At 65.4% G+C, this 20001-nt stretch carries 14 protein-coding genes; 11 read left to right on the top strand and 3 right to left on the bottom strand.

The features are described from left to right. Positions 1 to 107 precede the first annotated feature (107 nt). The 9 genes from ftsZ to glnA all read left to right on the top strand — a co-directional run bounded on the left by ftsZ (position 108) and on the right by glnA (position 11072). Entirely contained in the window at positions 108 to 1283 is a 1176-nt protein-coding gene (gene ftsZ, locus V6584_RS05380) for a cell division protein FtsZ (protein WP_340469457.1), read from the top strand. A gap of 18 nt (positions 1284 to 1301) precedes the next feature. Next, on the top strand, positions 1302 to 1772 hold the full coding sequence (locus V6584_RS05375; RefSeq protein WP_340469456.1) for a cell division protein SepF: 471 nt from the start codon (positions 1302 to 1304) through the stop codon (positions 1770 to 1772). Between the two features lie 125 nt (positions 1773 to 1897). Further along, complete coding sequence (locus V6584_RS05370) at positions 1898 to 2182, top strand: YggT family protein (RefSeq protein ID WP_340469455.1); 285 nt, start codon at positions 1898 to 1900, stop codon at positions 2180 to 2182. 181 nt (positions 2183 to 2363) lie between these two features. Beyond that, entirely contained in the window at positions 2364 to 3689 is a 1326-nt protein-coding gene (locus tag V6584_RS05365) for a DivIVA domain-containing protein (protein WP_340469453.1), read from the top strand. A 9-nt stretch (positions 3690 to 3698) separates the two neighbouring features. After that, positions 3699 to 4274 (top strand): signal peptidase II, encoded by a 576-nt coding sequence (locus V6584_RS05360; RefSeq protein ID WP_479688741.1) that lies wholly within the window; start codon positions 3699 to 3701, stop codon positions 4272 to 4274. Further along, positions 4271 to 5203 carry an RluA family pseudouridine synthase gene (locus V6584_RS05355; RefSeq protein ID WP_340469452.1) on the top strand — a complete coding sequence of 311 codons (933 nt, stop codon included), beginning with the start codon at positions 4271 to 4273 and terminating at the stop codon, positions 5201 to 5203. The genes V6584_RS05360 and V6584_RS05355 overlap by 4 nt, the downstream gene beginning before the upstream one ends. Positions 5204 to 5261: 58 nt before the next feature. Further along, positions 5262 to 8828 carry a DNA polymerase III subunit alpha gene (gene dnaE, locus V6584_RS05350; RefSeq protein ID WP_340469451.1) on the top strand — a complete coding sequence of 1189 codons (3567 nt, stop codon included), beginning with the start codon at positions 5262 to 5264 and terminating at the stop codon, positions 8826 to 8828. A gap of 131 nt (positions 8829 to 8959) precedes the next feature. Next, positions 8960 to 9652 (top strand): hypothetical protein, encoded by a 693-nt coding sequence (locus V6584_RS05345; RefSeq protein WP_340469772.1) that lies wholly within the window; start codon positions 8960 to 8962, stop codon positions 9650 to 9652. An 82-nt stretch (positions 9653 to 9734) separates the two neighbouring features. Beyond that, positions 9735 to 11072: a type I glutamate--ammonia ligase gene (gene glnA, locus V6584_RS05340; RefSeq protein ID WP_340469450.1), complete on the top strand. Its 1338-nt coding sequence runs from the start codon at positions 9735 to 9737 to the stop codon at positions 11070 to 11072. A gap of 26 nt (positions 11073 to 11098) precedes the next feature. Here the strand turns inward: glnA and V6584_RS05335 are convergent, their stop codons facing one another. From V6584_RS05335 to V6584_RS05325, 3 genes are read right to left on the bottom strand one after another with little or no spacing between them, the layout of a single operon-like run. After that, positions 11099 to 12034 carry a hemagglutinin gene (locus V6584_RS05335; protein ID WP_340469449.1) on the bottom strand — a complete coding sequence of 312 codons (936 nt, stop codon included), beginning with the start codon at positions 12032 to 12034 and terminating at the stop codon, positions 11099 to 11101. 29 nt (positions 12035 to 12063) lie between these two features. After that, a complete protein-coding gene (gene hrpA, locus V6584_RS05330; protein ID WP_340469447.1) occupies positions 12064 to 16200 on the bottom strand; it encodes an ATP-dependent RNA helicase HrpA in 4137 nt (1378 codons plus the stop codon). After that, the gene (locus V6584_RS05325; protein WP_340469446.1) at positions 16197 to 16853 is read right to left on the bottom strand and encodes a class I SAM-dependent methyltransferase; all 657 of its coding nucleotides are present in this window, start codon (positions 16851 to 16853) and stop codon (positions 16197 to 16199) included. Before V6584_RS05325 ends, hrpA begins: the two co-directional genes overlap by 4 nt. A 430-nt stretch (positions 16854 to 17283) precedes the next feature. Here V6584_RS05325 and hflX point away from each other — a divergent pair, with 430 nt between their 5' ends. Next, on the top strand, positions 17284 to 18756 hold the full coding sequence (gene hflX, locus V6584_RS05320) for a GTPase HflX (protein ID WP_340469771.1): 1473 nt from the start codon (positions 17284 to 17286) through the stop codon (positions 18754 to 18756). A 128-nt stretch (positions 18757 to 18884) separates the two neighbouring features. After that, a complete protein-coding gene (locus V6584_RS05315) occupies positions 18885 to 19847 on the top strand; it encodes an L-lactate dehydrogenase (RefSeq protein WP_340469444.1) in 963 nt (320 codons plus the stop codon). Positions 19848 to 20001: the final 154 nt, after the last annotated feature.

The following is a 20001-nucleotide window of genomic DNA, read 5'->3' as shown; positions in this document are numbered from 1 at the left end:
ACCTGCTCCTGCCCCGCGCGGGAAACAGGAACGCCTTAGGTCAAATGCGTGTTGGCGTATCAGGTCTGCGCTACAGTTGACCGTAACGTGAGTGACAGGAGCATACTGTGAGCGAGATTGCCCAGACTGACAATTTCAATGACAAGACGAAGATCAGGGTCGTCGGTGTCGGCGGGGCCGGTGGCAACGCGGTGAATCGCATGATTGCCGAGGGCTTGCAGAACGTCGAGTTCGTCGCCATCAACACCGATGCCAAGGATCTCCTGCGCTCCGATGCCGATGTCAAGATATCCCTGTCCGATGCCAACAGCCGGGGGCTGGGTGCCGGTGCCGACCCCGAAAAAGGGGCCAAGGCCGCCCAGGACCACCAGAGTGACATAGAAGAGGTCCTCAAGGGGTCGGACATGGTCTTCGTCACCGCCGGCGAGGGCGGCGGCACCGGGACGGGCGCCAGCCCCCTGGTGGCCCGGGCCGCCCGACAGCAGGGTGCTCTGACCATCGCCGTGGTCACACGTCCCTTCACCTTTGAGGGCCCCCGCCGTGCGGCTTCGGCCGAGTCAGGCATCGAGAACCTCCGCAAGGAGGTCGATGCCCTGATAGTCATCCCCAATGACAGGCTGCTCGACCTGTCGGACCGGACCGTCTCGGTCATGGACGCCTTCAAGACCGCAGACACGGCCCTCCTGGCGGGTGTGCAGGGGATCACCGACCTGATAACGATGAATTCCTACATACACGTGGACTTCTCCGATGTGACGGCCATCCTCAAGGATGCCGGCACGGCCCTCTTCGGCATCGGCGCCGCAAGGGGGGAGGACAGGGCCACCCAGGCGGCCGAGATCGCCATCAGCTCCCCACTCCTGGAGGAGAGCATCGAGGGGGCCCACGGTGCCCTGATCAATGTGGCAGGTCCCACCGACCTGACCATGCAGGAGGCCTCGGCGGCGGCCCAGCTGGTTCAGGATGCCATCCACCCGGAGGCGCAGATCATCTGGGGTCTGGCCCTGGACGACGCCTACGGGGACGAGGTCCGGGTCACGGTCATCGCGGCGGGGTTCGACCCCAATGCGAAGAAGGATGGCGAGGAGGCCGGGGCTCCCGTCAAGGCCGATGCACAGAAACCGGCCAGCCCGGTGCCCCCGAAGGAGGTTCCCGTCCAGGCCGTCGCCAAGGACGAGGCTCCTTCTGATGAAACGTCGGAACATGATGTGGTGCCGTCCCCGACCGACGACACGCAGTCTTCCGACCCAGGTTATCTGGACATACCGGACTTCCTCCGGTGACGCGCTGAAGGAGCGACTATGGCAGGTTTGATGAAGAACGCGATGTCCTTCCTGGGGATGGCGGATGTCGTCGACGACGATGACGACCCGGTGGTCGACGATGAGTCCGCCACCGATGCCGGCTTCGACAACGACCACTCGGTGACCCCCATGGGCCAGCAGCAGTCGTCGGCGGGCCAGGACCACGATTCCAGCCCCTTCCAGTCCAGGATCAACAGGATCACCACCATCCACCCCAAGTCTTACGAGGATGCCCAGTTGGTGGGCAGGGCCCTGAGGGACGGGGTTCCGGTGGTCCTCAACCTGACCGGTGTCGCCGAGGCCGTGGCCTACCGGATCGTCGACTTCTCAGCCGGTGTCGTCTTCGGGGTGCGTGGGTCCATAGAGCGGGTGACCCCCCGGGTCTTCCTTCTCAGCCCCGCCCAGGTCAACATCAAGGTGGAGGAGGCCCAGGCGCCCAACGCGGCCTCCGGCCTGTTCGCCCGGTGACCCGCCTCCTGTGGCCGTGGACGGTGCCCGGAATCAGAACCGCGGTGACGGTGGTTCCGGCCGTGGTGACGGTTCCCAGCCTGCGCACAGCTTGCAGGAAGGAAGGGCGCGTTAGACTGTAGGCCATGTTTGTAACCCTGATCAGATATCTGCTGAACCTGGCCATCGATGCATACCTTTTCGTCCTTCTGGTCAGAATGGTCGTCGACTGGGTCCTGGTCCTGGCGCCGCGTTGGTACCCCACCGGGGTGGCGGCCTCGATCATCAGCGTGATATACATCCTGACCGAACCTCCGCTCAGATGGCTCCGGCGGTACATCAAGCCCCTTCCCCTGGGCAACATCCAGTTGGATGTGAGCTTCATGGTTCTTGTTTTCGCCCTCATGCTGGTTCAGATCCTGATCGGTTGAGGAAGCCCGGCCCGGGCGGGGCCAGCAGGACGATTCCACGGGTCGGCGGCAGGAAGACCGACGGGAGCCACCAGCTGCTCCCGGGCTGGGATGAGCGTACTCTTGCGGGGGGGTACGTGCTAGCATTCATGAGGAGAAGAATTTTTTACAGGCCGCGGCCTGAAACGAGTTGGAGATTCATATGGCTCTTTTGACGCCCAAGGACATTCGGAATCACAGGTTCTCGATTGTGAGATTCAGGGAAGGATACGACTCCAATGAAGTTGATGACTTCCTGGATCAGGTCACGGAGACGATAGAGGCGCTCGGCCGGCAGGCCGTGCAGGGGGGCGGTGCAGCCACCCAGTCCCTGGGCTCGGACGTGGCCTCGTTGAATTCCAAGATATCCGAGCTTTCTGCCCAGGTCGAGAGCCTGCAGACCGAAAACAAGTCCCTGAAGCAGGCCAGCCAGGCCGGGACATCCCAGGCATCTTCGAACGAGGCGGCGCAGCGGCTGGCTGAGGCCGAGGAACGCGCCAAGGCGCTTGGCAACCAGAACGACCAGCTCAAGCGTCAGGTGGATCAGCTCAACTCCCAGATCGACCAGCTCACGGCCCAGGCCGCAAGCGGGAACAACACCCAGGCCCTGACCGACCAGCTCTCCGCCACGCAGAAGGAGCGGGACGAGGCCCGCCAGCAGGTGGAGGCCATGACCAAGGAGGTCAACAGCGCCAAGCGTGACCTGACCTCGGCCCAGCAGAACCTGACCACCGCCCGTCAGCAGGTGGCACAGATGCAGCAGACCGTGCAGGAGCAGAGCGGGAAGACCGATCAGCTGACCAAGCAGCTGGATGAGTCCCGCATGCGCGAGGAACAGCTGCGCAGGCAGGTCTCGAAGGTGGAACCCTCCACGGAGACCGGCAGCCTGCGCCGCATCGCCGGAGCCGGTGCCGAGGCCAGCTCGGAGGCCGAGAGGGCCACAGCCATGTTGACCCTGGCAATGGAGCTCCACGACCAGTATGTGGACAAGGGCAAGGCCAACGCCGCCCAGATCGTGGCGGACGGGCAGAGCCAACGCGATGAGATCGTGGCCAAGGCCGAGGATTACTCCAAGAGGACCCACGGCGAGGCTGATGAGTACTCCAAGAGGATTCACGGAGAGGCCGACGGATACTCCCAGAGGGTCCGCTCCGAGGCCGATGAGTACTCCGTCAAGACCCGTCAGGATGCCGAGACCTATTCGAAGCGCAAGCACTCCCAGGCCGACGAGTACGAGAGCCAGGTGCAGACCAGGGCTCAGGAATACGACAAGAACACCAGGGACAGCGCCGACCGTTACTCCGCCGAGGTGAAGGGCAAGCTGGTCGCACAGTCCAAGGTCCTCGAAGGCAACATCCAGGGTCTCAAGCAGTTCGAGGCGGAATACCGCAGCAGGCTCACCGAATTCCTCAACCAGCTGGTCTCCCAGGTGTCCGACACCAACACCTACCAGTCCGTGGAGGAGAAGAAGCCGGAAGGCCAGAACTGAGCCGTTACAGTGACTTCTGAACCAGCACACCGCCCTTCGTCGGCAGGCCGCCTGGCCCTCTTCGTGGGCCTGGCGGCCTTGGCCATGGCGGTGGACCAGGTGACCAAGGCCCTGGCCCAGCTCCGTCTGGCCGACGGCAGGAGCCGTACCGTGATCCGGGGGATTCTCTCCCTGAGGCTGGTCAGGAACCCCGGAGCCTCGCTGGGGCTGGGTGCGGGCCATACCTGGATCATCTCCCTCCTGGCGGCGGCCGCCTGCATCATCTTCATCGTCCTGGCCATCAGGACGACCTCCTACCGGTGGACCATCGTCCTCTCCCTGGCCTTGGCCGGGGCCGCCGGCAACCTGACCGACCGGATCGCCTATGCGGGTGGCTTCCTGGACGGGGCCGTCGTGGACTTCCTCGACTATGGCTGGTCCATCGGCAACATTGCCGACATCTTCCTCACCCTGGCCGGGGTCGCCGTCGTGGTCATGATCCTGGCCGAGGTCCCCTTCCGTGAAGGGTCCCCCGCCCCCGGGCCCGCAACTGGGAAGCGGCCCGATGGCGGCGGCACGGGGGCAGAAGGGGACGCGGCCGCATGAACCGTCTCATGCCGGCACCCGATGCCCTTGTCGGCAGGCGGATGGACCTGGCCCTTTCCAAGATGCTCGGTGTGTCCAGGGCCAAGGCGAGTGAATTCATCATGACGGGGGAAGCCCGCGTCCTGGGGCGGAAGGTGACCAAGTCCTCCCCCCTCATGGACACTGACGTGATTGAATTCGACGAGCCGGACCCTCCCCGGTCGGTCGAGCCCGTGGCCGAGGACATGCCTGTGGTCTATGAGGACGAGGACATCGTCGTGGTCGACAAGCCCGTTGGCGTCGCCGCCCACCCCTCCGTAGGCTGGACGGGGCCCACAGTCCTGGGAAGCCTGCTCAAGCGGGGGGTCAGGATCACCCAGATGGGTGCACCCGGACGGCAGGGAATCGTATCCAGGCTTGATGTGGGCACCAGCGGGCTCATGCTGGTATGCAAGTCGGACCTGGCCTACAAGGAGATGCGTCGGCAGTTCTCCCAGCATGAGGTGGTCAAGACCTATCACGCCCTGGTCCAGGGGAACCTCCTGCAGGACAGGGCCACCATCGAGGCCCCCATCGGCCGGGCCAGGGTCTCCGACTTCCGTTTCACGGTGACCCCGGTGGGCAAGGCGGCCGTGACCCACTGGGATGTTCTGGAGCGCTTCGGCCTGGCCACCCTTGTCAGTGTCAACCTGGAGACGGGCAGGACCCACCAGATCCGTGTCCACTTCTCCTCCATAGGCCACCCCCTGGTGGGTGACCACATGTACGGGGCCAACCCGGTCCTGGCTGGGCGGCTGGGCCTGGACCGCCAGTGGCTCCATGCCCGCCAGCTGGAATTCCGCCACCCGCGTACCCGCATCTGGACCAAGGTGGTCAGTTCCTACCCCGCCGACCTGCTTCGATCCTTGGAACAAGTGAGGGCCGAGTCCAAGGCGAAGGCCGCGGCCTGACGGGTGCCGGCGCGGCCCCGCCCCCATCCGGTTGCCCGTTGGGGTTACATTGGGTTACATGTCGTCTTCCTCTGATTCCCCCGACCGGAACTTCGTCCACCTGCACACCCACACCCACTACTCCACACTGGACGGTGCCTCCAAGATCCCCGAGCTGGTCTCCCAGGTGAAGGCGCTGGGCCAGCCTGCCGTGGCCATAACCGACCACGGGAACATGCACGGGGCCTACGAACTCTGGCGGACGGCCGTGGACCAGGGAATCAAACCCATCATCGGCATCGAGGCCTATGTGACCCCCGAGACCGCCCGCCAGGACAAGAGCCGCGTGCATTGGGGAAACGACTCACAGCGGTCAGACGACGTGTCGGGTGGCGGCTTCATCACCCACATGACCATGTGGGCAAGCGACGACGAGGGCCTGGTCAACCTGATGAAGGCCTCCTCCGTGGCCAATCTGGAGGGCCTGGTCGGCAAGTGGCCCCGTATGGACAAGGACGTGCTCTCCACCTACCACAAGGGGGTCATAGCCACCACGGGCTGCCCCTCGGGCATCATCCAGACCCGGCTCCGCCTGGGGCAGTTCGACGAGGCCCTGCGCGCGGCCGGGGAGTTCCAGGACATCTACGGCAGGGAGAATTACTACGTAGAGCTGATGGACCATGGGCTCGAGATCGAGAGGCGGGTGACCAAGGACCTCCTCGAGATCGCCCGCCGTCTGAACGCCCCCCTGGTGGCCACGAACGACTCCCACTACGTGCGTGAGGAGGACGCCTCCGCCCAGGATGCCCTCCTCTGCATCAACTCCGGCTCCCGCCTGACCGACCCCGGCCGCTTCAAGTTCGACGGGTCCGGCTATTACATCCGTTCTGCCCAGGAGATGCGCCAACTCTTCAAGGAGTTCCCCCAGGCCTGCGACAACACCCTCGAAATCGCCGAACGTTGCAACGTCATGTTCGACGACCATGAGGACGGGGCCTTCATGCCCCGGTTCGACTGCCCCGAAGGCTGGGATGAGACCTCCCTCTTCCTGAAGAAGGTGGATGAGGGCCTCAAGAACCGCTACCCGGACGGGGTCCCGCCTGAGGTCTCCCACCAGGCAGACTACGAGTGCGGGGTCATCTGCCAGATGCAGTTCACGGGCTATTTCCTGGTGGTATCCGACTACATCAATTGGGCCAAGCAGCACGGGATCATGGTGGGGCCCGGACGTGGCTCCGCCGCAGGCTCCATGGTGGCATACGCCATGGGGATCACCGAGCTGGACCCCTTGAAGCACGGCCTCATCTTCGAACGCTTCCTCAACCCTGAGCGCGTCTCCCTGCCTGATATCGACATCGACTTCGACCCCGAGGGCCGCACGAAGGTCCTCCAGTACGTCACCGAAAAGTACGGCTCCGACAAGGTGGCCCAGTGCGTCACTTACGGCACCATCAAGACCAAGCAGGCCCTGAAGGATTCGGCCCGCATCATGGACTACGAGTACTCGATGGGCGACCAGGTGACCAAGGCCCTGCCGCCCTCGGTCAACGGGAAGGACATGAGCCTCAAGGAGATCTTCGACCCCAACTCCAAGCGGTACGCGGAGGCCAGGGAGTTCAGGGACCTCTATGACTCCAACCCCGACGTCAAACGGATCACCGAGGAGGCCAAGGGAATCGAGGGAATCATCCGACAGACCGGGGTCCATGCCTGCGCCACCATCATGGCCTCCAACCCCATAACCGACACGTCACCACTCATGGAACGCACCGACGGGACGGTCACGACCACCTTCGAGTACCACACCTGCGAGACCCTGGGCCTGGTCAAGATGGATTTCCTGGGTCTGTCCAACCTCACGGTCATCAGGGATTCCATCACCAACATCGAACGCAACGGCAAGGACCCCATCAGCATCGAGAAGGTGCCCCTGGACGACAAGGAGACCTACGAGCTCCTGGCCCGGGGTGACACCCTGGGCGTCTTCCAGCTCGATGGCGACGGGATGCGCTCCCTCCTGCGCATGCTCAAGCCCGACAACTTCAACGACATATCCGCCCTGATCGCCCTGTACAGGCCGGGGCCAATGGATATGAACTCCCACATCAACTACGCCAAGCGCAAGAACGGACTGCAGAAGATCGAGCCGATCCACCCCGAGGTGGCGGAGCCCCTCAAGGCCGTCCTGGACGAGACCTACGGCCTGATCGTCTATCAGGAGCAGGTCCAGTCCGCAGCGCGGATCCTGGCCGGATACTCCCTGGGCAGGGCAGATGTGCTCCGACGGGCCATGGGCAAGAAGAAGCCCGAGGTTCTGGCCAAGGAGAAGGTCCCCTTCTTCCAGGGGATGAAGGAGCATGGCTACTCCCAGGAGGCCGCACAGGCGGTTTGGGACATCCTGGTCCCCTTCTCAGGGTATGCCTTCAACAAGGCCCATTCAGCGGCCTACGCCCTGATCGCATACTGGACCGCCTACCTGAAGACCCACTATCCGGTGGAATTCATGGCCGCCCTCCTCCAGAACGAAAAGACCAACAAGGACAAAACCGCCCTCTACCTGGGTGAGGCGCGGAGGATGGGGATCCGGATCCTCCCCCCCGACGTCAACGAGTCGGTGGCCGAGTACTCCGCAGTCGGCGACGTGGTCCGCTTCGGTCTGGGGGCCATCCGCAACGTGGGTGACAAGGCGGTCGAGGAGATCGTCAAGGAGCGTCAGTCCAAGAGGGGGAAGTACGTCAACTTTATGGACTTTGTCAAGCGAGTCCCCCTGGAGGTCCTCAACAAGAGGACGGTGGAATCTCTGATCAAGGGTGGGGCCTTCGACTCCATCGAGCCCAACAGGAGGGCCATCTTCCAGATCCACGACGAGGCCATCGACCAGGTGGCCCCCATCAAGCGCAAGCAGGCGGAAGGCCAGTTCGACCTCTTCGCCGAGGCCGACGAGGGTGACGGTTCGGATGCCCTGGGCGACGCCCAGGTGACCGTGCCCGACATCGACGAGTGGGACAAGTCCACCAAGCTCAACTTCGAAAGGCAGATGCTTGGGCTCTATGTGTCCGACCACCCCCTCAGCGGCATGACCTCCGTCCTCGCGGGTATGAGGGACATGTCCATCGCCCAGCTGATCGACCGGGCCGCCTCCATGGATAACCAGGCGGTCACCCTTGCCGGCCTGGTCACGGCGGTGGACCGAAGGGTATCCAAGAAGGGGAACCCCTGGGCCATCGTCACCATCGAGGACCTGGAGTCCTCCATACAGTGCATGTTCTTCGGGAAGGTCTATGACTCCCATGCGGACGAGCTCTCCCTGGACACGGTCATCCGGGTGCGCGGGCAGGTGGAGCAACGCGACGAGTCCGTGGACCTCAGGGCCGTCGACATGGAGGTGCCCACCCTGGAATCCGCCGATGAGCGGCCGGTCACGATCACCCTGCCCCGTGCCGCCCTGGACCTGCCCCGCATGCAGCGTCTGGCCACAATCCTGAAGACCCATCCCGGATACTGCCAGGTCCGCCTGGTTGTGGGCGACGACAAGGGCAATGCCCGGGTCTTCACCTTCGGGGACGGGTTCAGGACCGTCCATGACACCTCCATGTTCGCGGAGATCAAGTCGGTCTTCGGCCCCTCCTGCCTGCCGGCCGTGTGAGCGGAGGGCGGCTGCGGACCGGTGCGCCGGTTATGCTGGTGTCCAGTGGTCCATGGCCGGTCCAAGGCAGCCATGAGCCGGAAGTTCGAACGGGAAGAGGTGGGTCGAGCGTGAACGAAGGGAATGGGAAGATGCAGGATCCGGATGCCCCCGGCGGTGACGACGGCCACCTGAGCGACGAGGAGATCCAACGGGCCCTTGAGGGGTTCGAGAAGGAGTTCGCCGAGCAGGAGGGCGATGCCGAAGGGGCAGGTGAGGGTACCCGGCAGGAGGATGCCGACAGGAAACAGGTCCCTGGCGGGGATTCTCTTGACGGGGTCGATTTCGACCAGGAACTTGCCGGGCTGACAGGGGAGCGGGCCAAGTGCGCCGCCATCATCACCCGTCTGGCATCGGCCGAGCTCCTGGCCGCCTTCTGCCAGATATCCGATATCTCCGCCGCCTGTCTGGATGCCAGGGAGGGGGCCGTGGCCGTCCTGCGCAACGTGGAGGGGGACGGTCCGGAGGCCGCCGTGCGCGACCTGACGACCGTGGTCTCCGGCCTCAGCGCCATACTGGCCGTCAACCGGGCCGACAAGCTGGAGGTCACCCTCTGGATCGATGGGCGCTCAGGCCAGTCCTACGCCCCTCCCATCCTCTTCGCCACCACGGCCGGATTCGTTGAGGACCTGATGATAGGAACCACGGATGTCGACGGTCTCAAGGCCCAGGGCATGAAGGTCTACGACTCGGGGGACTACGACCGCAAGTCGGCCATGGGGGTCATAGCCTCCCACACCCGTCTGGGCAGGGGAGGGGGGCAAGGCCGGGGCCGGGTGGGGTAGTCCTGGCCTGTCCGCGCCCATCTCCGCCAATGTTAACGACTTCCACCCCCGCACGAAATAAAGGGATGGGAACATATGCCGTATGGATAAGCAAGAAGAGTTCGCGCTGCGCACCGTCGAGGAGCGCGATGTCCGTTTCATCCGGCTTTGGTTCACGGATGTGTTGGGGACGCTGAAATCGGTGGCCATCGCCCCTGCTGAGCTTGAGGCCGCCTTCGAGGAGGGCCTGGGCTTCGACGGGTCGGCCATCGAGGGGATGACCAGGGTCTCCGAGGACGACATGATCGTCAAACCCGACCCCTCCACCTTCCAGATCCTCCCCTGGAGGGGGGGACCCCAAGGGACGGCCCGCATCTTCTGCGACATCCTCACCCCCGACGGCGAACCCAGCAGCGGCGACCCCCGCCACGTCCTCAAACGGGCCCTGGCCAAGGCCAAGGACAAGGGGTTCATGTTCTACACCCACCCCGAAATCGAGTTCTACCTCTTCGAGAACCAGGATGACTGGTCCAAGCCCCCGGTCCCCATCGACGAGGGAGGCTACTTCGACCATGTGCCCCGCAGCCCGGGGATGGACTTCCGCAGGGCCTGCGTGAGCATGCTGGAGCAGATGGGCATATCCGTGGAGTACTCCCACCACGAGGCGGGACCTGGACAGAACGAGATAGACCTGCGATACGCCGATGCCCTGACCACGGCCGACAACATCATGACCTTCCGCACGGTGGTCAAGGAGATCTCCCTGGAGAGGGGGATCTATGCCAGCTTCATGCCCAAGCCCTTCACCGACCAGCCCGGTTCCGGCATGCACACCCACCTCAGTCTTTTCGAGGGGGACTCCAACGCCTTCTACGAGGTGGGCCAGGAGTTCAACATGTCGCAGACGGCCAGGCAGTTCGCCGCCGGCATCCTGGCCCACGCGGCCGAGATCTGCGCCGTCACGGACCAGTACGTGAACTCCTACAAACGGCTCTGGGGCGGGGCCGAGGCCCCCAGCTACGTCTGCTGGGGCCACAACAACCGGTCCGCCCTCCTGCGGATACCCCAGTACAAGCCCGGGAAGGGGAATTCGGCCCGGATGGAGTTCAGGGGGCTGGACCCGGGCGTCAACCCCTATCTGGCCTACTCGGTCCTCCTGGCCGCCGGTCTGGACGGGGTGGAGAAGAAGATGACCCTGTGCGATCCGACCAGTGACGATGTCTGGGAGCTGACGGATGCGGAGCGGCAGGCCATGGGGATACAGCCCCTGCCGGACAGCCTGGACTCTGCCCTCAGACTGATGGAGCGGTCGGACTTCGTGGCTGAGGTCTTGGGGGAGCACGCCTTCGAGTACTTCCTGCGCAACAAGCGGAGGGAGTGGAGGGAGTACAACCGCAGGGTCACTCCCTATGAGCTGGAATCCTGCCTGCCCCGCCTCTAGGTGCACCGGACCGAACCCGGCCGCCCTCATTCGGCCGGGTCGCCGAACCATCCCCTGTAGATGAGGCTGAAGTTCCTGTTCCCGTATGCGGAGCAGGAATTCCCCTCGCCCGATCCGGCTTCCAAGGCGGCCCGGTTGGGCTGGTAGGGGGTGTAGATGTACAACAGGGCGGTGGCGTCGTTCTCGATGAAGACGTCACCCCCGCCGCAGGCCCTGTCGGGGCTGAAGGCCACCTGGTTGATGGCGCCGGTCCTGAAGTGGTACCGGTCCCGGTGGGTCTGGTAGTAACGGAAACGGCGGGCCGACCCGTATACCTGGTTGAAGAATCCGGCATACTTGGGGTCGCAGGAGGCATCGTCGGGACAGGACAGGCCCATGGCCGCCTTCAGCTGGAAGTCGCTGGGGTCCTTCGCCGTCACCAGGTGCTGCTCCTTCTGAAGGATGGTCAGGAGGACCTTCTGGCTGACCCCGCAGGCACGGGCCGCACCGTCGATGACGGAGGCGGCCGTCTGACCCTTCCCGCCCTGGAAGCGTCCGCACAGGTCGTCCCCCTCCTTCGTGGCGGTGTCCACCTTCAGGTTCTTCAGGCACCTGTCCCCCTGGCAGGCGGCACCCTTCTCCTCCAGGAAGGATTGGATGTCTTCGGTGTTCATGCCTGTGGTGTCGTGGAACCGGGCGTCGGTGATGATCATGCCGGGGTCGAAGGAGAAGAGGTCCGAAGACTGTTCCTGGTCCTCACGGACCTGTTTGATGTGGTGGCTGTATGAGAGTCGGTCCACCGCGGTGACGCTCAGGGCCACGACCAGGATCAACGCCATGGCCGATGCGGCGAGGGCGGTCAGCCGTTGCCTGTGGTCCAGGGACCGCCAGGTGCGTCCGACCCGCCCCCGCCACCTCTGAAGACGGCCGCAGGCCCTCCTGCCCCCGCCGGGCCGGTTTCCCCTCCTGCTTCCTGCCTTCATGTCTGCTCTCCTCAGTTTTCCCGGACCGGTCAGACCCCGTCCAGGGCCTTGCGGATGCGTTGCAGGCTGACCGGAAGGGAGGTGCCCAGTTCCTGGGCCCAGATGGAAACGTAGTACTCCTCCAGCATCCACCGGGCCTTCTCCACCCTGGTCAGGGCCTCCTCCCGCCGCGGCCCGGCCGGAAGGCCTCCCGCGGCCTTCCGGGCCTTCTCGACCAGTTGAGCTGCCTCCTCCGCCTGCCAGGCCCATCGCACATCCCGGGACTTGTCCTTGCGGGCCTTCTCCAGCCTCTTCAGGTCAGCCGCCAGATATCGTTCCACGTTGGGCAGGGCGTAGGGAGGGTCATCGCCGATGAAGCCTTTGCAGACCAGGGCGGCGCTGTGGTTCCGGATCCACTGGAGGACGGAGAGCATGGGCAGGTCGGCGGGTCCGGAGACTGCCTTGCTCACCTCGGCATCCCGGCGGAGGATGGCTATGACATCGTGGGTCACATTGTACACGGTGTCCTCGTAGACCTGCCCGACCGAGCTGACCGCCTCGGACAGGGCACGGTCGTCGCCGATCCTTCCGGGGTCGGGCAGGAGACGCTTGACGGCGGCCTTCTGAAGGTCCTCCACCAGTGACTTGGTATCGGGGTATGGGGCTGCGGCCAGCATGAGGGCCTCCCGGCTCAGCCAGCGGGAGGATACGCGCTCCGCCGGCATCCGCAGTTTGTCCAGTGCGGCCCCCCATATCATGTCGGCCCTGGAGACCGTGGTCGCCCCGGCCTGGTGGAGGATGTCGGCCTGCCTGACCACCTGCCCCTGACGGGCGGCCTTGGTGGCCTCTTTCCTTATCTGGCTGCGGGCCGAGAGACGGGCCCTGTCGGCGAAGCGCTTCTGGAGTTCGGCCAAGGACTTGGACCGGCCCAGGACCTCCACCTTGCCACTGCCCCGTCCCCGTCTGCCCGGATGCGACGGCCCGCCCGACTCCTCGACGCTGAATGTCATGCGCAGGTAGGGCGGCATCCTCTCCAGCCTCTCCCGGTTGAAGACCTCCGGGTGGAGCTGGGCGCCGACCACGTCGATGGCGGCTGCGGTGAAGACGTGTTCGAAGTCCGGCCAGGCCGGACCGTCCGGGTCGTCCCCGGTCGGAGCCCCCGGCCCCCCTCCTGCCTCGGCCCCTGCCTGGTCCTGCGCCCCGGAGGAACCGTAGGCCGGGGCCAGGGCGTCATGTCCATCGGACCCGGGCAGGACCGGGTACCGGCCGTCTATCCATGTGCGGATGGCCCTGGCCGTGTCGGGCGCGGGCACGAACTGGACCCTGAGCGACTTGGGCAGTGACTTGATCGTGGCGGTGATCAGGTCGTCAAGGAGGCCGGGCACGTTCCATGTGAACTCTTCGGGTGTCAGGCGGGAGAGGACCTTGATGGGGACGTGGACCGTCACACCGTCGTCCTCCCTGCCCGGATCGTACACGTATGTGAGGGGGAGGGAGAAGGGGCTCCCGTCCGTACCGACCGTCTGCCACCGGTCCGGGTAGTCCCCGGGCCGCACCTGGTCGTCCGCATCGTGCAGACGCTCCACCTTTGACGGGTCGAAGTCCAGGAGGTGGGGGTCGGCCTCGCGGTTCCTGCGCCACCAGGAACCCAGCGCCGCCAGGGAGGTGACCTCTTGGGGGAGGCGGGTGTTGTAGAAGTCGAAGAGGTCCTCGTCGCTGACGCTGACAGACACCTGCCTGGTCTTGTTGGTCTGGTCACCCGCCTCTTCCAGGACCTGCCGGTTGCGGACGACGAAGCCGTCATGGGGGAACCTCTGGCGGATGTCCCCCTCGACCAGGCCCTGCCTGATCAGGAAGTCCCTGGCCTGGGCCGGGTTGATCCTGCCCCATTGGACGGTGCGGTCCTGGACGATGGGCAGGCCATAGAGGAGGACCTTTGAGGAGGCCACGGCCGCCCCCTGCGAGGCGGACCAGTGGGGTTCGGCATAGGTGGTCCTGGTCAGGGTCGTGGCCAGGGGCTCCGCCCAGGATGGATCGATGGCGGCGCAGTAACGGGCCCAGAGGCGGGATGTCTCCACCAGCTCGGCCGACATGATCCAGGGGGGCGTCCCCTTGGACACGGCCGAACCGGGGAAGATGGCGAAATGGGTCCCCCTGGCCCCCTGGTATTCGTTCTTTGCCCTCTTCTGGGCCCGTTTGAGGGCCTTGGCCCGTGCCGACCCTTTCAGACCGGTGAAGTCAGAGGCCTTGGGCTCGTGGATCACCTGCATGCCCATGCTGGACAGGAGGCCGGAGAGCATGGCCCGGTGTATCCCCTCCCCGTCCCAGGAACAGGTCAGGCTGTGGGCGGCCTGCTGGGCCATCGGGAGGGAGAGGACGGCCCTGTCCGGCCCCTTGAGCGGTTTGGGCTCTCCCACCTTCATGTGCATCCCGTGGCACATGTCGGAGAGCTGGTGGTATAGGTCGCGCCACTGCCTCATCCTGATGTAGCTCATGAACTCATCCCGGCAGGCCCTGCGCAGGCTCCCGTTGGACATGGCCCGGTCGGAGGGGAAGAAACGGTGCCAGATGTTCAGTGCGGTGAGGAAGTCGCTGGTCTCGTCATCATAGCGGGCGTGCAGCCGGTCGGCCTGTTCGCGCTCCTCCTCGGGGCGCTCCCTGGGGTCCTGGAGGCTGAGGAAGGCGACCACCACGAGGATGGCGGCCAGGGTGTCCGGGCTCCCCTCCGTGGAGGCCTGGATGATCATCCTGCCCAGTCTGATGTCGATGGGGATCCGGGCCAGCCGGCGGCCCAGGGGGGTCAGGGTCATCGTGTTCCCCTGCCGGGCCACGGCCTGCAGCTCGGTCAGCTCATTGAAGCCGTCGGAGACGGCCTTGGTGTCGGGCGGATCGATGAAGCCGAACCCCGTGACGTCCTCGGCCGTCCTGGCCACGCCCACCGAGAGCATGTGAAGGACCACCGAGCCCAGTGATGTGCGCAGGATCTCAGGGTCCGTGAAACGGGGACGGGTGTCGTAGTCCTCCTTGCTGTACAGGCGGATGGCTATGCCGTCGGCCACACGGCCGCAACGGCCCGCCCTCTGGTCGGCGCTGGCCTGCGAGATGGGTTCGATGGGGAGGCGCTGGACCTTGGCCGACTTGGAGTACCGGCTGATCCTGGCCAGTCCGGGATCAACCACGTAGCGGATGCCGGGCACGGTCAGGGAGGTCTCGGCCACGTTGGTGGCGATGACGATGCGCTGGTGGCCGTGGGACTCGAAGACCCTGTGCTGTTCCTTGGCTGAGAGGCGGGCGAAGAGGGGCATGATCTCTATGCCGTCGGCCCAGCGCAGGTCATCGGCCCTGGGGCCGAAGTGGCGGCGGATCGCCGTCTCGTAGTCGCGTATGTCGCGCTCGCCGGCGGCGAAGACCAGGATGTCCCTTGGGCCGGTCACATGTGAGGAATGGATGACCAGTTCGGTGCAGGCGCGGGCCACGGCCGTGGGGATGTCCATTTCCGCATCGTCGTCGTCAGCCTCCCGCCCCCCGGCCCGTCCGCCCCCCTCGAAACCGGGCACGGAGGGCATGAGGGCCGGGTGGGATCCGGCCGGCTCGTAGACCGTCTGGACCGGATAGGTCCGACCGGACACTTCGATGACGGGGACCTGGGTGTGCAGGGCCTGGGCGAAGTGGTCGCGGAACTTGACGGAGTCGATGGTGGCGGAGGTGATGATCAGCTTGAGATCGTGACGGCGGGGGAGGAGGGCGGTCAGGTAGCCCAGGAGGAAGTCGATGTTCAGACTGCGCTCGTGCGCCTCGTCGATGATGATGGTGTCATAGGCGTTGAGCTGGGGGTCCCTCTGGATCTGCGCCAGGAGGATGCCGTCGGTGACCACCCTCAGGCGCGTCCTCTTCGAGGACTGGTCGGTGAAGCGGACCTGGAAGCCGACCTCTTCGCCCAGTCTGGTCCCGGTCTCGGACGCGATCCTCTCGGCCACGGTCCTGGCGGCGATCCTCCTGGGTTGGGTGTGGACGATCTGACGGCCATGGGTGCCCCTGCCCATCTGAAGCAGGATCTTGGGGATCTGAGTGGTCTTGCCCGACCCGGTCTGGCCGGAGACGATGACCACCTGGCTGTGCGAGACCGCCCTTGCTATCTCGTCCCTGGCGGCGCTGACCGGCAGGTCGGATGGGTAGTCGAACCTCATGCCCGGCCCACCTCGATGACCCGGTAGCCCTTGGAAGAGGCGTATTTGTCGACGGTCCAACCAGGGCCCAGACGTTCGGAGAGCCACTTCCTCAGAGAGTCCGCGCCAAGGTTGCGCTGGACGACCAGGTAGGCCTTCCCCTCGTCCCTTAACCGGGGCAGGTAGTCCATGAGGAGGGCGTGGAGGGCCTCCTTGCCGACACGGATCGGAGGGTTCGACCAGATCAGGTCGAAGCGGAGGGTGTCCGGCAGGTCCTCGGGCCGGCAGGTGTGGATACCCGTCAGCCCGTTGGCCTGGGCGTTGCGGCCGGTCAGGTCCAGGGCTCGCTCGTTGACGTCGACCGCATAGACATCGGCCTTGGGGGAGTAGAAAGCCAGGCTGAGGGCGATGGGGCCCCATCCGCAGCCCAGGTCCAGGAGGTTCCCCTCAGCCGGGGGCTGTGGGGTGTGTCTGAGGAGGACGGAGGTGCCCAGGTCCAGCCTGCCGGCGGAGAAAACCCCGTTGGAGACCTCGACGGCCACCGTCTGCCCGGCCAGGGGGACCCTGATCGTCCTCCTCTCGTCGGGGGAGGCGGGTTCGGCGGTGAAGTACTGCTCCCCGTCCCTGCCCGGAGCGCCCCCAAGCGATGGATTGTCCTGTATCCCGTCCGTCATGCACCTGTCCCATCTGTGCCGCCCCGGTCGTTCCGGGGCCGGTCGGGCGCCTCGACGTCAGGACCTTCCGGCCCTGCGGCACCGCCCGCTCTTGTCTGCCAATACGATGATAATAGGAGGCATGTCGCGATTCCGCCCTGGCCGGATTCGCCAGGGCGGAATCCGCCGGTGATTCGACACCGGCATCGCCATCTCGATGAATGAACAACGAACAAACGCAGAGGTGCCTTTGACCCGAAGAGAACAAGATTTCCCGCAAGAGAACCGGTCCCATCAACCCGCAGGGTCCATACGCCCCGGCCGGCCCCGACGGCCCACCGGGGTGCAGGACGGTCCCGACGCGGTTCCGAAGGCCGATTCGGCCGACGGGTCTTGGCGTGAAGGGAAGGGCCCTGTTGGGGGGTCAGCCGGTAGGGAAGGGCAGACCGGCCTGCACCCGCGGGGGTCCGGCGTGCTCTCCGACCGCAGCGAGGTCCTCCTGACCCCCTCCGAACAGGGGGCCGTGACGGATCCGGAAAGCGGCTCCTATGACCAGGAGTGGCAGGAACGCGAGAGGCGGAACCAGTTCCGCCATGTGGAGGGTCTGGGTGAGCTCCAGGACGTCACCGAGGTGGAATACCGCAAGGTCCGTCTGGAGCGGGTGGTCCTGGTCGGCGTGTGGTCCGGTGGGCAGACCAGCCTGGAGCAGGCCGAGGAATCCCTCCGGGAGCTGGCCGCCCTTGCCCGGACGGCGGGTGCGCAGGTCCTGGACGGCCTCCTCCAGCAGCGTCCCAAGCCCGACCCGGCCACATATGTCGGGTCCGGGAAGGCACGTGAGCTGGCGGCCCTGGTCGCCGGTCTGGAAGCCGATACGATCATCACGGACGACGACCTTCACCCCTCCCAGCGCAGGGCACTGGAGGATGCCACCAAGGTCAAGGTGGTTGACCGGACCGCGTTGATCCTGGACATCTTCGCCCAGCATGCCACCAGCAGGGAGGGCAAGGCCCAGGTGGAGCTGGCCCAGCTGGAGTACATGCTGCCCAGGCTGCGCGGATGGGGCGGGTCCCTCTCCCGCCAGGCCGGCGGCCAGGCGGCCGGGCAGGCGGGCGGCATCGGTTCCCGGGGCCCGGGCGAGACCAAGATAGAGACGGACAGGAGGGTCATCCGCCGCAGGATATCCCGCCTCAAGCGGCAGATAGCCCAGATGGCACCGTCCCGCGAGGTCAAAAGGGGCTCCCGCCACCGCAACGGCCTGCCCACCGTGGCCGTGGTCGGCTACACCAATGCCGGCAAGTCCTCCCTGACCAACCGACTTACGGGGTCGGACGAGCTGGTCGAGAACGCCCTCTTCGCCACCCTGGACACGGCGGTCAGAAGGGCGAGGGCGGCCGACGGCCGGGTCTACGCCTACGTCGACACGGTCGGTTTCGTCCGCCGCCTGCCCACCCAGCTGGTCGAGGCCTTCAAATCCACCCTGGAGGAGGTGGCCCAGTCGGACCTCATCCTCCATGTGGTCGACGGTTCCCACCCCGACCCCTTCTCGCAGATCCGCGCGGTCGACGCGGTCCTGGCCGACATCCCCGGAGCGGCCGACATACCCCGCCTCCTGGTCTTCAACAAGATGGACAGGGCCACCCCCGCCGCAGGCAGGCGCCTGTCGAATCTGGAGCCCGATTCCTTCCTGGTCTCAGCCAGGACGGGTGAGGGGGTGGGGGACCTGCTCGGCAGGATCGAGTCCATGCTTCCCAAGCCCGACGTCCATGTGGAGGCCACGCTTCCCTACACCAGCGGCTCCCTGCTGGAGAGGATCCGGAGGTTCGGCCAGGTGGACCGTATCGACTACCAGGCCGACGGGGTCCGGATAAGGGCCGACGTGGACGACGAATTGGCGGCTGCCGTCTTTGAACAGGCGGTGGGATGAGGTCCGGTGGCCGTGGGGTCACGGTGCTGTCGCAGCTCATGAAGGTCACATCGTGCAGCTAAGGTGTTCCTGTCGAAAGTAGTGTTCCCGATTCCATTCGGGTTTCGGTTAGAGAGGTCCTAAAGAACATGGCCAAATCACCTATTAAGCCAACTAAGCTCGCGATCGTCGGTGCCGGCGCCGTCGGCTCGACCCTGGCATTCGCGGCGGCTCAACGGGGCGTGGCGCGGGAGATCGTCCTCGAGGACATCAACGCGCAGCGCGTGGAGGCCGAGGTGCGAGACATGCAACACGGCTCCAGCTTCTACCCGACCGTGTCCATCGACGGTTCGGATGACCCGGAGATCTGCCGTGACGCCGACATGGTCGTCATCACGGCCGGCGCACGTCAGAAGCCGGGCCAGACAAGGCTGGACCTGGCGGGTGCCACCGTCAACATCATGAAGTCGATCATCCCCAGCCTGGTCAATGTGGCCCCCAATGCCATCTTCATGCTGATCACCAACCCCGTCGACATCGTGACCAGGGTGTCGCTCGAACTCTCCGGCCTGCCCTCCAACCAGATGTTCGGTTCCGGCACCAACCTGGACTCCGCCCGTCTCCGTTACCTGATCGGTCAGCAGACCGGCGTCAACGTCAAGAACGTCCACGCCTACATCGCCGGCGAGCACGGGGACTCGGAAGTCCCCCTGTGGAGCTCGGCCACAATCGGCGGGGTCCCCATGTGCGATTGGAAGGAACTGCCCGGGCATGAGCCGCTGGATGCGGGCAAGCGCGAGGAGATCCACCAGGAGGTCAAGAACGCCGCCTACAAGATCATCGAAGGCAAGGGGGCGACCAACTTCGCCATCGCCATGTCCGGGGTCGACATCATCGAGTCCATCCTCAACGACACGGACCGCATCCTGCCAGTCAGCTCCCTCCTGGACGACTTCCACGGGATTTCCGGTGTCTGCATGTCGGTGCCGAGCGTGCTCAACCGTGATGGTGTGAACACCCATATCAACACCCCGCTGAGCGACCGCGAGCTGGCGGCCCTGAAGCGTTCCGCCGAGACCCTGAAGGAGACCGCCGGCCAGTTCGGTTTCTGAACCCCGCTTATGGGCGGCAGGATCCGGAACGGCCTGAATGAGCCGGACTCCCCTCCCGCCTGACAGGGAACCGGCACTGCACGGCTTCCAGGCGCCCGGTCCAACGACCGGGCGCTTTTTCGTCGTCTACACCCGGGGTGGTCCTGGTAACGGT

Origin of the sequence: Bifidobacterium favimelis (assembly GCF_037963085.1) — a bacterium.
Lineage (GTDB): Bacteria > Actinomycetota > Actinomycetes > Actinomycetales > Bifidobacteriaceae > Bombiscardovia > Bombiscardovia favimelis.
The sequence above is the reverse complement of the archived record's forward strand: the minus strand, read 5'-3'. Positions and strand labels throughout refer to the sequence as shown.

Excerpts from the sequence above, each read along its gene's own strand:
- V6584_RS05355 (WP_340469452.1), top strand. The coding sequence starts at position 4,271 with ATGAACCGTCTCATGCCGGCACCCGATGCCCTTGTCGGCAGGCGGATG.
- dnaE (WP_340469451.1), top strand. The coding sequence starts at position 5,262 with ATGTCGTCTTCCTCTGATTCCCCCGACCGGAACTTCGTCCACCTGCAC.
- glnA (WP_340469450.1), top strand. The coding sequence starts at position 9,735 with ATGGATAAGCAAGAAGAGTTCGCGCTGCGCACCGTCGAGGAGCGCGAT.
- V6584_RS05365 (WP_340469453.1), top strand. The coding sequence starts at position 2,364 with ATGGCTCTTTTGACGCCCAAGGACATTCGGAATCACAGGTTCTCGATT.
- V6584_RS05325 (WP_340469446.1), bottom strand. The coding sequence starts at position 16,853 with ATGACGGACGGGATACAGGACAATCCATCGCTTGGGGGCGCTCCGGGC.
- V6584_RS05315 (WP_340469444.1), top strand. The coding sequence starts at position 18,885 with ATGGCCAAATCACCTATTAAGCCAACTAAGCTCGCGATCGTCGGTGCC.
- V6584_RS05335 (WP_340469449.1), bottom strand. The coding sequence starts at position 12,034 with ATGAAGGCAGGAAGCAGGAGGGGAAACCGGCCCGGCGGGGGCAGGAGG.
- V6584_RS05370 (WP_340469455.1), top strand. The coding sequence starts at position 1,898 with ATGTTTGTAACCCTGATCAGATATCTGCTGAACCTGGCCATCGATGCA.
- hrpA (WP_340469447.1), bottom strand. The coding sequence starts at position 16,200 with ATGAGGTTCGACTACCCATCCGACCTGCCGGTCAGCGCCGCCAGGGAC.
- V6584_RS05345 (WP_340469772.1), top strand. The coding sequence starts at position 8,960 with ATGCAGGATCCGGATGCCCCCGGCGGTGACGACGGCCACCTGAGCGAC.
- V6584_RS05375 (WP_340469456.1), top strand. The coding sequence starts at position 1,302 with ATGGCAGGTTTGATGAAGAACGCGATGTCCTTCCTGGGGATGGCGGAT.